This is a genomic window from Nocardioides speluncae, assembly GCF_003121585.1.
In the GTDB taxonomy this organism is placed as follows: Bacteria; Actinomycetota; Actinomycetes; order Propionibacteriales; family Nocardioidaceae; genus Nocardioides; species Nocardioides speluncae.
In genome coordinates this window covers 127,222-140,807 of the sequence record NZ_QEOO01000042.1, presented here as the reverse complement: position 1 = coordinate 140,807, position 13,586 = coordinate 127,222, and the positions used below count along the sequence as shown (strand labels likewise).

13 protein-coding genes are annotated in these 13,586 nt (G+C 70.4%); 8 read left to right on the top strand and 5 right to left on the bottom strand.

Annotation, left to right across the window (positions count from 1 at the left end):
• Window positions 1-18: 18 nt before the first annotated feature.
• On the bottom strand, window positions 19-471 hold the full coding sequence (locus DDV73_RS28105) for a hypothetical protein (RefSeq protein ID WP_154402880.1): 453 nt from the start codon (window positions 469-471) through the stop codon (window positions 19-21).
• A 1,008-nt stretch (window positions 472-1,479) separates the two neighbouring features.
• Between DDV73_RS28105 and DDV73_RS23445 the strand changes: the two genes are divergently transcribed.
• From DDV73_RS23445 to DDV73_RS23425, 5 genes are all read left to right on the top strand, one after another.
• Window positions 1,480-1,800 carry an antibiotic biosynthesis monooxygenase family protein gene (locus DDV73_RS23445; protein WP_109509686.1) on the top strand — a complete coding sequence of 107 codons (321 nt, stop codon included), beginning with the start codon at window positions 1,480-1,482 and terminating at the stop codon, window positions 1,798-1,800.
• 58 nt (window positions 1,801-1,858) lie between these two features.
• Window positions 1,859-3,256 (top strand): glycine--tRNA ligase, encoded by a 1,398-nt coding sequence (locus tag DDV73_RS23440; RefSeq protein ID WP_109509685.1) that lies wholly within the window; start codon window positions 1,859-1,861, stop codon window positions 3,254-3,256.
• 49 nt (window positions 3,257-3,305) lie between these two features.
• Window positions 3,306-4,007, top strand: a complete 702-nt coding sequence (locus DDV73_RS23435; protein WP_109509684.1) for a hypothetical protein — start codon at window positions 3,306-3,308, stop codon at window positions 4,005-4,007.
• Window positions 4,008-4,290: 283 nt separating this feature from the next.
• Complete coding sequence (dusB, locus tag DDV73_RS23430) at window positions 4,291-5,436, top strand: tRNA dihydrouridine synthase DusB (RefSeq protein ID WP_109509683.1); 1,146 nt, start codon at window positions 4,291-4,293, stop codon at window positions 5,434-5,436.
• A 135-nt stretch (window positions 5,437-5,571) separates the two neighbouring features.
• The gene (locus DDV73_RS23425; protein WP_109509682.1) at window positions 5,572-6,468 is read left to right on the top strand and encodes a VldE C-terminal domain-containing protein; all 897 of its coding nucleotides are present in this window, start codon (window positions 5,572-5,574) and stop codon (window positions 6,466-6,468) included.
• Between the two features lie 282 nt (window positions 6,469-6,750).
• Here the strand turns inward: DDV73_RS23425 and DDV73_RS23415 are convergent, their stop codons facing one another.
• Complete coding sequence (locus DDV73_RS23415) at window positions 6,751-7,119, bottom strand: DUF5994 family protein (RefSeq protein WP_109509681.1); 369 nt, start codon at window positions 7,117-7,119, stop codon at window positions 6,751-6,753.
• Between the two features lie 133 nt (window positions 7,120-7,252).
• Between DDV73_RS23415 and DDV73_RS23410 the strand changes: the two genes are divergently transcribed.
• Together DDV73_RS23410 and DDV73_RS23405 are read left to right on the top strand one after the other, a co-directional pair.
• Window positions 7,253-8,071 (top strand): DinB family protein, encoded by an 819-nt coding sequence (locus DDV73_RS23410; protein WP_109509680.1) that lies wholly within the window; start codon window positions 7,253-7,255, stop codon window positions 8,069-8,071.
• Window positions 8,068-9,441, top strand: a complete 1,374-nt coding sequence (locus DDV73_RS23405; protein ID WP_109509679.1) for an aldehyde dehydrogenase family protein — start codon at window positions 8,068-8,070, stop codon at window positions 9,439-9,441. Before DDV73_RS23410 ends, DDV73_RS23405 begins: the two co-directional genes overlap by 4 nt.
• A gap of 4 nt (window positions 9,442-9,445) precedes the next feature.
• On the opposite strand, the gene DDV73_RS23400 is transcribed toward DDV73_RS23405, so the two are convergent.
• Window positions 9,446-10,558, bottom strand: a complete 1,113-nt coding sequence (locus tag DDV73_RS23400; RefSeq protein WP_109509678.1) for an acyl-CoA synthetase family protein — start codon at window positions 10,556-10,558, stop codon at window positions 9,446-9,448.
• Between the two features lie 55 nt (window positions 10,559-10,613).
• Here DDV73_RS23400 and DDV73_RS23395 point away from each other — a divergent pair, with 55 nt between their 5' ends.
• Complete coding sequence (locus DDV73_RS23395; RefSeq protein WP_109509677.1) at window positions 10,614-11,912, top strand: deoxyguanosinetriphosphate triphosphohydrolase; 1,299 nt, start codon at window positions 10,614-10,616, stop codon at window positions 11,910-11,912.
• Here DDV73_RS23395 and DDV73_RS23390 read toward each other — a convergent pair.
• Both DDV73_RS23390 and DDV73_RS23385 read right to left on the bottom strand, forming a co-directional pair.
• A complete protein-coding gene (locus tag DDV73_RS23390; RefSeq protein ID WP_109509676.1) occupies window positions 11,909-12,781 on the bottom strand; it encodes a choice-of-anchor P family protein in 873 nt (290 codons plus the stop codon). The genes DDV73_RS23395 and DDV73_RS23390 overlap by 4 nt on opposite strands.
• A 42-nt stretch (window positions 12,782-12,823) precedes the next feature.
• The gene (locus tag DDV73_RS23385) at window positions 12,824-13,570 is read right to left on the bottom strand and encodes a L,D-transpeptidase (RefSeq protein WP_109509675.1); all 747 of its coding nucleotides are present in this window, start codon (window positions 13,568-13,570) and stop codon (window positions 12,824-12,826) included.
• Between the last annotated feature and the right edge of the window lie 16 nt (window positions 13,571-13,586).

Sequence of the window (13,586 nt, the reverse complement as noted above, 5' to 3'; positions counted from 1 at the left end):
ATAAATTGAGAACCATTGTCAACTCGGCAGGTCTGCGGGTAGCACGAATGGCCGGACCCGCACGTCCTTGGAGCGCCACGGCTCGCCGTCGGGCTCGTCGGCACGGGCACGCAGCCATTCGAGCTGGCCGGCGAAGAACTCGTACGCCGCGAAGTCCGGGTTCAGGGCGAGGATCGGAGACTCGGTGCCGCGCCGGCCGGGTGCGTATGCCATCACCCGGATCACCTCGTCGATCTTCTCCACCGCGAACGCAACGGGGAAGTCGAAGGTCCAGATCTCCCAGTTGTCGTAGCGCGCAGCGCATTTGGCCAGCGGGACCAGGCACTCGCGCAGGTATCGATGTGGATCCTCCATCGCTGCCTCCGCCGGCTCCACTCGATAACGGTCACGGCGGGAGGCACACCACGGGTCCATCACGTACATCGTGATCCGGACCCCGCGCGCCGCGGCGTCGTCGAGGACCGGTCGCATCGTCTCGCGTGCGTATGCATTCCGGGTCAGACCGAATACAGTCACCTCGCGCTCAGACGACGCCATCCGATGTGTCAGCTCCTGGTCGGACTCGCGGGATGTGTACGGCCACAAGTCGACGAGGCCGGGAACCGTCAGCCCGTTGCTTTCCGACGAGTGGTCCGTACCGAAGCCCAACCGGTCAGGTCGTGTGCGATAGATCCGGCACAGGTAGTCCAGGCGCTCCGACGACGGTGCGCGGTCGCCATGCTCCCACCGGCACAGGGTTTCGTCGGCCACCCCCGGCGGTGCTAGCCCATCGGCGGCGTACAGCTCATCCAATCGCGCTGACAGCTCGCGCCTCGACCAGCCGCGGCCCAGGCGGTGCGCCTCGAGCGCAGACACTTCGGGCACCTGGTCGGAGATCCTTGACGCGACCTCGTGCGGATGCAGGCCGGCGCGTTCGCCTTCGGCACGGATGTCCGCCACCTGACGCTCGATCTGCCGGCGACGTTCCCCGCTTACTGCCACCACGACGTTGACGCTAGCCGTCAAGGCTGCTGACGTCCACGACGATGGTGAGCGGCCCCGTCGCGCCGAAGACTGACTCGCATGACGTGGATCCTGTTGCTCATTGCCTGCGGCGTGCCTGCGCTGTGGATGGCCAACGAGATTCGACACCTGACGCGCAGGGACGACGGGCGGCACCGGCGATGACTTCCCGCTTGAGCATGCCCGTGACGCCCGAGCTGCAGCGTGCCGCCGGGAGGCGCTCGACGCGATCGCCGCCCTGGAGAGCGTCGAGAGCCGCGAGCCCGATGCCTGCGTGACGGAGGCCGACTGGCAGGCATGGCGGCGTACCTGCCAGCGACCCGCCTATCGTGCCTGGGTTCGCACGATGGACCAGCTGGAGAGCGCGCTCGGCGACGACTTCCCTGGTCGTGAGTGTCGCGCCTGGGTGCCGCTCTGCGTGCGCATCCTGACAGGTGAGCTCCGATGACCCACGCTGGCCGCCCCTATGCTGACGGCGTGCTCGTAGTGAACCGATTCCGGATCGACGCGCCCGAGGCCGACGCCTTCCGTCCGGAGCTCGAGGCTGCGCACGCGCTGCTCGCCGACCGTCCCGGATATGTCGTCGGCTGGGTGGCTCGCAACGTCGACGAGCCGTCGCTGTGGACGCTGGTCACGCGGTGGGAGAACGTCGGCGCCTACCGCCGCGCGCTGTCGTCGTACGACGTGAAGATCGGTGCGGTGCCGCTGCTGAGCAGGGCGATCGACGAGCCGAGCGCCTACGAGGTGGTCCACCCGGGAGGCGACCTCAATATCGAGGTGACGCGGTCGTTAGGCTAGAAAGGGTTCGACCAACCAGCGCCGGCAGCCAGCCGGTGTGAGACCACCAGGAGTACCCGTGGCGAAGCCGCCAGCATCCACCGTCGACAACGTCGTCTCCCTCGCCAAGCGGCGAGGTTTCGTTTATCCGTGCGGCGAGATCTACGGCGGCACCAGATCGGCCTGGGACTACGGTCCGCTCGGCGTGGAGCTGAAGGACAACATCAAGCGCCAGTGGTGGAAGGCGATGGTGCAGGGCCGCGAGGACGTCGTCGGCCTCGACTCCAGCGTGATCCTGCCCCGCGAGACCTGGGTGGCCAGCGGTCACGTCGACACCTTCACCGACCCGCTCACCGAGTGCCAGTCGTGCCACAAGCGGTTCCGGGCCGACCACCTTCAGGAGGCGTACGCCGAGAAGAAGGGCATCGACAACCCCGACGACGTGCCGATGTCCGACATCGCGTGCACCAACTGCGGCACCCGCGGCGCGTGGACCGAGCCGCGCCAGTTCTCCGGCCTGCTGAAGACCTACCTCGGCGTGATCGAGGACGAGTCCGGCCTGCACTACCTGCGGCCGGAGACCGCCCAGGGCATCTTCCTCAACTTCGCCAACGTGGTCACCAGCAGCCGCCGCAAGCCGCCGTTCGGCATCGCCCAGATCGGCAAAAGCTTCCGCAACGAGATCACGCCCGGCAACTTCATCTTCCGCACCCGCGAGTTCGAGCAGATGGAGATGGAGTTCTTCGTCAAGCCGGGTGACGACGAGGAATGGCACCAGTACTGGATCGACGAGCGCACCCGCTGGTACACCGACCTCGGCATCAAGAGCGAGAACCTGCGCCACTACGAGCACGCCCAGGAGAAGCTCAGCCACTACTCCAAGCGCACCGTCGACATCGAGTACCGCTTCCGGTTCGCCGGCGCGGAGTGGGGTGAGCTGGAGGGCATCGCCAACCGGACCGACTTCGATCTGTCGACCCACGCCAAGCACTCCGGCACCGACCTCAGCTACTTCGACCAGGCCGCCGACGAGCGGTACACGCCGTACGTCATCGAGCCGGCGGCCGGTCTGTCGCGCAGCCTGATGACGTTCCTGGTCGACGCGTACGAGGAGGACGAGGCGCCCAACACCAAGGGCGGCGTCGACAAGCGCACCGTGCTCCGGCTCGACCCGCGGCTGGCGCCGGTCAAGGTCGCGGTGCTACCGCTGAGCCGCAACGCCGACCTGTCGCCGAAGTCCAAGGATCTGGCCGCCGAGCTGAGGAAGAACTGGAACGTCGAGTTCGACGACTCAGGCGCGATCGGCCGGCGCTACCGCCGCCAGGACGAGATCGGTACGCCGTACTGCGTGACGGTCGATTTCGACACCCTCGACGACCACGCCGTGACCGTCCGCGAGCGCGACTCGATGAAGCAGGACCGGATCCCGCTCGAGGGCATCGCGGCCTACTTCGCCGAGAGGTTCGTCGGCTGCTGACCGGTAGTGACATGCCAATGCCGGCCCCGATTGGTGCACAATGTCGCGCATGACGCTCCCCATCCGACCGGCACTCGCCCTGCTTCTGGCCGGATCTCTCGCACTGAGCTGCGGGGGCGATCCGGACTCGTCGGCCGACCCGTCGGACCCGCCGAGTTCCACCCTGGCCAGCCCCGAGATCACCGCGCCGGAGGGGGTCGAGCTCACCGAGGGTGGCTCGGAACTGAAGCTCGGTGACAACGCGATCGTCGCCTGGAAGCCGCGCAGCGACGTGACCGGAGTCCTCGACATCACCGTGTCCAAGATCGAGCTGACCACGGTGAAGGACTTCATCGCGTTCAAGCTGGACGCGGCCTCGAAGGAGTCGACGCCGTACTACGTGCACGCGTCGATCACCAACGCCGGGGACACGGATCTGTCCGGCGTCCCGGTCCCGCTCTACGTCGTCGACCAGGAGACCAACAAGCTGGTCCAGGCCTCGAACTTCGCCAGCACGTTCAAGCCTTGCCCGAGCAAGCCGTTCCCGAAGGGCTTCGTGGCGGGCAAGACCACCACCGTCTGCCTGGTCTACCTGATCCCCGAGCACGGCAAGCTGGAGTCGGTCAGCTTCCGCCCGGGCCAGGAGTACAACCCGATCGTGTGGAACGGCACCATCGGCAAGGCCAAGCCCTACCGGCCGAAGCCGCCCAAGCCCAGCGGGAGCGGTACGCCGAGCGGCTCGGCCACGCCGTCCGGCACGCCGACCGGCTAGGCCCACCGCCGCCAGCGGAGCCCCGAGTCGACCCCCGCCCTCGCAAGCTCGGGCGGGCGTGCCCCGAGTCGACCCCCGCCCTCGCAAGCTCGGGCGGGCGTCGACCCGGCCCGTCTTCACGCTCAGAACCGCCGACCCGGCCCGTGTTGACGTGCACACGGTGAAGACCGGCCGGGTCGACGCGTCCCACCGTCAACACGGGCCGGGTCAGCGTCGACTGGCGTCGGCACGGGGCGGGTCGGCGGATTGGGGCTTGCAGGGCGTGCCGGGCGACAATGAGCACATGTCTGTCGCCACGATGCCGCGCGAGCTGCGCCTGGGCCCGCTCCGGGTCGAGACGCCGGTCGTGCTTGCCCCGATGGCGGGCATCACCAACGCGGCGTACCGCCGGCTCTGTGCCGAGCAGGGGGCCGGGCTCTACGTCTGCGAGATGATCACCTCGCGCGGCCTGGTCGAGGGGGACGCGACCACCAAGTCGATGCTGGTGTTCGACGAGCTGGAGACCGTGCGCAGCGTCCAGCTGTACGGCACCGACCCGGTGTACATCGGCAAGGCGGCCGAGATCCTGTGCGCGGAGTACGGCGTGGCACACATCGACCTGAACTTCGGCTGCCCGGTGCCGAAGGTGACCCGCAAGGGCGGCGGCGGTGCGCTGCCGTGGAAGCGCGGCCTGCTCGGCGAGATCCTGGAGCACGCCGTCGCCGCTGCGACGCCGTACGGCGTGCCGGTGACGATGAAGACCCGCAAGGGCATCGACGAGGACCACCTCACCTATCTCGACGCCGGCCGGATCGCCCAGGAGGCCGGGTGTGCCGCGATCGCCCTGCACGGGCGGACCGTCGAGCAGGCGTACTCCGGTGAGGCCGACTGGGACGCGATCGGCGAGCTGGCCAGCAGCGTCGACATCCCGGTCCTCGGCAACGGCGACATCTGGGAGGCCGCCGACGCGCAGCGGATGGTCGAGCAGACCGGCGCCGCAGGTGTCGTCGTCGGCCGCGGCTGCCTGGGGCGGCCGTGGCTGTTCCGCGACCTCGCGGCGGCGTTCGCAGGCGAGCAGGCGGCGGTGCTGCCGACCCTCGGCGAGGTCGCCGCGATGATGCGTCGGCACGCCGAGCTGCTGGCCGAGCACATGGGGGAGGAGCGGGGCTGCAAGGAGTTCCGCAAGCACGTCTCGTGGTACCTCAAGGGCTTCCCCGCCGGCGGCGACCTGCGCCGCTCGCTGGCCCTGGTCGACACCCTCCAGACACTGGACCGGCTGCTCGCCGAGCTCGACCCGACCGCGCCTTTCCCGGTGTCCGAGCTGGGTGCGCCGCGGGGTCGCCAGGGGTCGCCACGCAAGCGCGTCGTACTCCCCGAAGGGTGGCTCGACGACACCGACGGGACGGGCTGTCCGGTCCGCGAAGAGGCGTCCGAGACCTCCGGAGGGTGACGGGAGACACGGCCAGAAATCCAGTCGCAGATGTGGGCGGGCGCCGATTGATGTGCTTCACTCGTGACTCGTGTGCCGGATTCTCGGGAGCACCACCGGTCGCTGCCCCCGTCAGCTACGCAAAGGATGAACGCTGTGGCCAAGCATCGCCACAAGCGGGTTTCCAATGCCCGCCGCCTGCCCAAGGCAGCCATGATCGCCGCTCCCGTCGCTGTTGCCGCCACCTTCGCCGGAGTCGGCGGAGGCCTGGTCGGCGCCAAGCCGAGCAAGCCCGACCGGATCGCTACCGAAGCCGGCCTGGGCGGTGCGCTGGACCGCGACCAGCCCGCATCCCGCTCGCTCAGCCGTGACTTGGCCGCGGAGAAGAAGCGCAAGCGCGCCGCAGCCTTGAAGGCGCAGAAGGCCCGCCAGGCGAAGCTGGCGCGCCAGGAGCGCGAGGCCACCCGCCGCGCCGTCAAGAACGCCAAGATCAAGCTTTGGAGCACCGAGGAGCTCAACCTCTGGAGCTCGTCAGAGGAGTCGGCCGAGCAGCTCGGAACCCTCGACGCCGGCGAGCGGGTGCTGGTCACCGGCCGCAAGGCCGACGAGCGCGAGGAGATCGTGCTGGAGGGCGAGGCGTTCTGGGTGACCGCCGGCTACCTCCAGAAGGAGAAGCCGGAGGAGGTCGTCCCCGGCATCGGCGGCGAGTGCGAGAACGGTACGTCGGTCCCGAGCGGCGTCAGCTCCAGCATCGCGAAGGTGCACCAGGCCGTGTGCGCGCGCTTCCCCGAGATCACCATCTACGGCACCCTCCGCGGTGGCGGCGGTGACCACGGGATCGGCAAGGCCGTGGACATTATGGTCAGCGGCGACCGGGGCTGGGAGGTCGCCGAGTACGTCCGCGCCAACTACGCCGCCCTCGGCGTCAGCTACGTCATCTACTCCCAGTCGATGTGGTCGGTCGAGCGCAGCGGCGAAGGCTGGCGCGCGATGGAGGACCGCGGCTCCGCGACCGCGAACCACTACGACCACGTCCACGTCTCCGTCTTCTGACCCAGGACCCGCAGTTCACAACGGGCCTAGGACCTCGCGCGGGTCGGCGTCGAGGGCGAGCCGGTCGAGGACGCTGAGCAGTTGGCGTTCCTCGTAGCGGAGGTGGGACTCCATGAGCGCGGCGATCCCTTCTACCAGGCAGTCAGCCTGGTCTTGTCACCCTCAGTCACGAGAGGGCGAAGGGGACGACGGGTTCACGTCGCACTCCTTCCGTCCGGCGCCTCCATGCCTGACACGGTCTGTCACCGGCACGCGACGCTGGGCCCAGCATGTCGTACGGCGTCAGGCGATGGGCATCCGGGGCGCCACCCAGGCGACTCGTAGCTGGACGATCTCGGAGCCGACCAGTCGCAGCAGTACGACGCCGCCCGGGTGCTCGGGCGGCAGGAAGCCCACCTTGATCCGCCCACGGTTGGTGTGCACCTCGTCCGCCACCACCTCCCAGTCGTCGGGGGAGTAGACCATCCGGTCGACCTTTCCTCGCGCTGGCGGGAAGTCGTCGACCAGGTGGGCGGCTTCGCGGGTGAGGTCGCGGCTGTAGGGCCACCACACGCCGTGAGCCGCATTCCCGGAGGCCGGCGCCAGCCGAAGCCGGAGCGCGCCGAGCGGCTGCGGGTAGCGATGGGGATAGGGGAACTTCGGGCCACCCACGGCGCCGCCTCTCCTGGCGGCCGGCGGCACCGGCGCTGGAGGCGCCGATGTTCCCTCGACCTTCATCGATCGTACGCCGGTTGTGGCTGTGCACGACCGGAACCAGGCACCGGCTGCGTGAGATAGTCCCGGAATGGCGACGTTCGGCCGGACCGATGACCTGCGCGGCGCGGAGTTCCTCGACGCCGACCTGAGCCTGGATCCACCGATGGCCGCCTACCGAGCTACGGCGCCCATCGGTGGATCCAGGCTGAGTGGCTCCCGCTTCGTCGGGGCGGACCTGTCCGGGGTGGTGATGCGCGGCGTCGAGGTGCAGGGTGCCGACATCGACGCGCCGTGGCTTCTCGAGGGCGGCAGCTCTTCCCTCGTCGTCAACGGGGTCGACGTCGCTCCGTTCGTCGACGCCGAGCTCAACCGCCGCTTTCCGGGACGGGCCGACCGGCGTGCGAGCGACCCGGACCGCCTGCAGGCGGCCTGGGCGGCACTCGAGCGCACCTGGGCGGCCACGCTCGAGCGGGCCGCGGCGATGCCGGCAGGCACGGTCGAAGAGTCGGTGGCCGGCGAGTGGTCGTTCGCGCAGACCGTGCGGCACCTGGTGCTGGCCACCGACATGTGGCTGCGCAAGGCGATCCTGCAGGTCGAGCAGCCGTTCCACCCGCTCGGCCAGATGGACGACGGCAGCGCGGAGGGCTTCGACATGTCGGTCTTCACGACCGGCACCCCGCCGTACGCCGAGGTGCTCGAAGTCCGCGCGGGCCGGGTCGCGATGGTGCGCGAGTTCCTCGCCACGGTCACCCCCGAGCAGCTGGCCGAGAGCCGTCCGAACCCGCACGACACGGCGTACCAGGAGACGGTCCTGTCCTGCCTGCACACGATCCTCGAAGAGGAATGGGAGCACCACCGGTACGCCGTGCGCGACCTCGACGCGATCGCGGCAAAGCTCGACGCATGACCGACCTGGTCGCGGTGGACGCGCTGGGCCCGCACGGCGGCTACCGGACCCGGCGTCGCGAGGTCATCGACGACGTGGCCGGTGTCCCGGTCGCCGAGCTGTCGATCGTGCCGCCGTTGTTCGTCGACCAGGCGGTGAAGGAGCAGCGGCGGACCCGGCCACTGCCCGAGCAGCAGCGGCTGGGCATGCTGGCCGAGACCGCCACGACGTTCACCGGCGAGGTGGTCGGTGGCCTGACCTTCGAGGAGTACGTCGGGCTCGCCAGCCGCGTCTCCGGTCTCCCGGTCGCCGTCACCCGTGCCGGCGCGCTCGCGGTCGCCGAGGCGCTGGTCACGACCGGCGTGGCGATCGACGCTGCGGTGCCAGCCGGCGCGCTGCTAGACCGGCGGGAGCAGCCCGCCGGCACCGGCGGCGCGGTGTGGGCACGCCGCGGCGAGGTCCTCGGCGTCCATGCGTCGGGCAACGCGCCCGGCATCCACGGCCTGTGGCTGCAGGCGCTGGCGCTCGGCTTCCGGGTCGCCGTACGCCCGTCCCGGCGGGAGCCGTTCACCGGCCACCGCCTGATCCTCGCGCTGCGCGAGCGGTTCCGGCCGGCCGACGCGGTGTACCTGCCGACCGACTACGCCGGCGCCGACGAGCTGGTCGCGACCGCCGACCTGAGCATGGTGTACGGCGGCCAGGCGGTCGTCGACAAGTACGCCGGCGACCCGACCGTGCTCGTCAACGGCCCGGGGCGGACCAAGATCCTGATCACCGCCGACCAGGACTGGCGCGACTATCTCGACGTCATCGTCGACTCGGTCGCCGCCTTCGGCGGTACGGCGTGCGTGAACGCCACCGCGATCCTTTACCAAGGCGACCCGCGGCCACTGGCGGAGGCACTCGCGGCCCGGCTCTCGGAGATCCCGGTCCTGCCCATCACCGACGAGCGGGCCCTGCTGCCGATGCTGCCGATCAACCGGGCCACCGCGATCGCCGAGCACGTCGCGGCGCTCGCGGCCGGGTCGGTGCCGATCCGCGGGGCGGACCAGATCGTCGCCGATCTCGGCGACGGCAGCGCTGCGCTGCGCCCGGCCGTCCACCTCCTGGACCGGCCGGATGCCGCGGCGCTCGGCGCCGAGCAGGGCTTCCCGTGCGTGTGGGTGGCGCCCTGGTCGCGCGCCGACGGGCTGAGCGCGCTGCGCCACACCCTGGTGCTCGGCGTACTGACCGCCGACGAGGACCTCGTCGACGACCTCGCGGCCGAGCCGACCGTGCGCAACGTCTACTGGGGACGGCTGCCGACCCATCACGCGGCGCCGGAGGTGCCGCACGACGGCTTCCTGGCCGACTTCCTGATGTGGAACAAGGGCTTCGCGCGCGCTCGGTAGCCGGTCAGTACACGCCCTCGATCACCGGCTCGCCCTCGAACGCGGCCACCGGCGCGATCTCGGTGACCGAGTCGCCGACCTGCCCGGGCGGCCCAGGGACCCGGATCGCGGTGTCGCGCTCCAGGTTGTTCGGGAGGAACATGCCCTTGCTGATGTGGTTCATCACCACCTGGCCGCGCTCGCCGTACGGCACCGGCTCGCCGGTCGCCGGGTCGATCACCCGGAAGTGGACGTACGGCGAGCGGGGGTCGAAGACGAACGACTCGAACGCAGGGCTGTCGGGGCTCTCGGGGCGGGTGTGCGTCTGGGACAGGATCATGGTGCTGCCGTAGGTCATCGTGATCGTCGTGGCCGGCAGCATCGCGCGCAGCAGGTCGAGGGTGTCGACGTCGATCGACGCGCCGCTGAGTACGACGTACCCGATCTTGCTACGGACCAGCTTGAGCAGGTCGTCGCGGCGGACGATCTGCTGCAGCAGCGGCGGCGTGGTCAGCAGGTTCGCGACGTCCTGGGTCTGCAGCACGTAGCCGACCTGCTCGACCAGGTGCGACACGTAGGCCGCGACCTCGGCGGCCGCCTCGCGAGCGGCGAGCCTCTTCACCCACCGTGGGTCCAGATCCACGGTGTGGAACACCGAACCGAGCCCGGCCGACACAAGGCGGGCGAAGTAGCCGACGCCGTGCGGACCGCTCGGCATCACGCCGAGCAGGCCGCGGCCGCGGACGTAGCCGCTGGAGGTCCAGTCGTCGGTGTGCCACTCGATGGTCTGCGCGATCCAGTCGGGCAGCTGGACGGTGCGCTTGGGTGCGCCGGTGGTGCCACCGGACTCGAAGATCTGCGGCACCGGCGGGGGCGTGCCGTAGCCGCGCGGGACCAGGTCCGCCACCGGCACGGTGCGCAGCTCGGCGAGCACGTTCGGGAATCTCGCCAGGTCGGCGTACGACGTGACCTCGGTCAGCGGGTCGAAGCCGAGCGTGGGCGCGATCCTGAGCCAGAACGCCGATCCGGTCTCCGCACCGAAGTGCCAGGCGAGGGCTGCGCGCAGGTACGCGTCGTTGTCGTCGACCGGGACCTGGCGCGTCACGTCCAGCAGGGAGAAGTCGACCTCGACAGTCATGGTCCGATCCTGACGTACGACGGCCAACAACTCCCGGCAAGTAGGGTCGCCACCGATGAACGTCCACGACCTGTACGACGAGTCCGCCCGCGAGCGTCTGGTGTCAGAACCCCCCAAGCGGGTCGACGCGCCCGAGCGGCGGCCGTTCGAGCGGGACCGGGCGCGCGTCGTACATGCAGCGGCGACCCGGCGGCTGGCCGCTAAGACCCAGGTGATGGGGCCGCAGACCGACGACTTCGTGCGGAACCGGCTCACCCACAGCCTGGAGGTCGCGCAGGTCGCTCGCGACCTGGCGCGGGCGCTCGGCTGCCATCCGGACATCGCCGAGACCGCGGCGCTGGCCCACGACCTCGGCCACCCGCCGTTCGGGCACAACGGCGAGCAGGCGCTGGACAGCCTCAGCGACGACTGCGGCGGCTTCGAGGGCAACGCGCAGACGCTGCGGATCCTGACCCGGCTGGAGTCGAAGACCTTCGACGGCGCCGGCCGTTCGGCCGGGCTGAACCTGACCCGGGCCACGCTGGATGCCTGCACCAAGTACCCGTGGCCGCGGCTGGCCGCCGCACCGCCCACCGGCGCTCACGGCGACGGGTCACCGCGGGAGACCCGGAAGTTCGGCTACTACGACGACGACCACCTCGTCTTCGCCTGGCTGCGGTCCGGGGCAGTTGATCGGTACAGCCGGCGGCAGTGCGTGGAGGCGCAGGTGATGGACCTCGCCGACGACGTCGCCTACTCGGTCCACGACGTCGAGGACGGCGTGGTCGCCGGCCGGATCGACCTGGCGCTGCTGGAGAACGCCGACCAGCGGTCGGCGGTGTGGGCGACGGTCCGCGACTGGTACGTCGCCGAGGCCGACGACGGCACCCTCGACGGCGTACTCGCCGGGCTGCAGGCGATCGCGGGCTGGCCGGTCACGGCGTACGACGGGACCCGGCGCAACCTGGCCGCGCTGAAGAACCTCACCAGCGACCTGATCGGCCGGTTCTGCGGCAGCGTGCAGGCGGCGACGTTCGCGGCGGGGGAGGGGCCGTTCGTGCGGCACCGGGCGGACCTGGTCGTGCCGGAGCAGACCCGCTTGGAGATCGCGGTGCTGAAGGGCGTCGCGGCCCACTACGTGATGCGCGCCAACGACCGGCTGGCGCTGATGGACCGGCAGCGCGAGCTGATTGCCGAGCTGTTCGAGGCACTGACCGCGCGAGGCCCGGACGCGCTGGACCGGCAGTTCGCCGACGACTGGGCAGCCGCAGCCGACGACGCCGCGCGGCAGCGCGTCCTTGTCGACCAGATCGCCTCGCTGACCGACGAGTCGGCGGTGCGCTGGCACCACCGGCTCGTCGTCCAGAAGACCTAGCCGGTCACCGGGAGATTCGTCGGGACCGGGGTCGGCGACGGCGCGGTCGGCGTGTTGGTCGGAGTCGGCTTGGTCGGCTTGGTGAACTTGGCGCAGGTCGCGTTGCCGAACGTGATCACCTGCGCGCCACCGCCGAGGCTGATCTCCATCCCCTTCACGGTGAAGGAGCCGTCGGCGTTCTTGGTCTGCTTGTTCAGCGTGATCGTGAACAGCGGACCACCCGGGATCGTGGTGTTGGGCGTCATCGCGGGCGCTGGGACCTTGACCCCGAGCACGGTCAGCGCGCCCATCTCGACCGTGCCGGTAGCGCCATTGCAGGACACCTTGAGCAGGTCCAGCCCGACCAGCGAGCTCGGCGGGGTCAGCAGCAGCCGGCACAACTCGCGCAGGTCATCGGCAGGCAGCTCGTCGGGCAGGTCGTTGAGGTCGGGCAGCCCGGGCACCGGCAGCGCCGGGATGGCCGGCAGCTCGGGAACCGGCAGGTCACCGATCCCGGTGTCCGGGAGCGCGTCGCACTGCTTCTTGAGGTCTTCTGGGACCTCCGGAAGCTGGTCGAAGACACCGCCGCCCACCGAGAGGTTCAGCATCTCGACCGAGGCCTTGTTGTCGCCGGCCGAGACCGTGCCCGCACCCAGCGCGGCGAGCGGGTTGTCCGGGAGCTCGACCAGGTTTGCGGTCTGGGTCTTGCCGTCGCTGGACTCGACGTACGGCTGGCCGGCGAACGGCAGTGCGCCCTCCGCGGCGAACGCGTACGCCGACGACGGGGTGCCGGCCGCGGTACTACCGGACGAGCCGGCGAGGACGGCGAACCCGGCCGTCGCCGTCACGACCGCGACGGTTGCGGCGGTGGCGATCAAGTTGCGTCTCATGGTGGTGGTTCCTCCCTGTTGCTGCCTGTCAGGATCGGGTCGTCATTTGCGGTCGATCAGCACGACCGTGCCGAGTGGGACCTTGGTCAGTTCGTCGAGCGCGTCGTCGGGCACGCGAACACATCCGTGGCTTGCGGCCGTGCCGAACACCGAGGAGTCCGACCAGGCGTGGAGGGCGACGGTGCCTGGGCCGCCGCCGTACGTGTCGAGGGTCTGGCTGTGGGCGCCGAGCGGCAGGATCACCCGCGAGGACTGCGTCGCGTCGGCGATCGAGCCGAGCACGAACGTGCGCCCGGTCGGGGTCGGCGTCTCGGGCCTGCCGACGGCGACCGGCCACGTGCCGGTGCGCTTGCCCTCGAAGAAGAGCTCCAGGGTGCGGGAGCCGACGTGCACCCGGATCAGGTACGGCGAGACCTGGCGCTGTACCCGGTCGGCCGGGATCCAGCCCGTCGACCCGTTCGGGCGAGAGGGGAGCAGGACCTGGACCCAGCCGTCCTCCTCGGCGATGACCGGCAGCCAGGTCGGCCCGAACTGGTTGCGGCCGATCTTGCCGAACGCGTTGCCGCGGGGTGCGTCGTACACCCCGGTGGCCTGGTTGGGCCGGACGACTGCGCCGTCGGTGGCGGCTCGCGGAGCGGGGTCGCGGGGCGCGCCCTTGAGCGTGGACCTGGTGGAGGATGCGACGAGGTTGGAGAGGTCGGGCTGCTCGTCCCAGCTGTCGAAGTCGTCCGAGCGAGAGTTGACGCCCCAGACGACGACGGCGGCGCACAACAGCGTCAGCACCAACATGGTGGCGCTGACACGA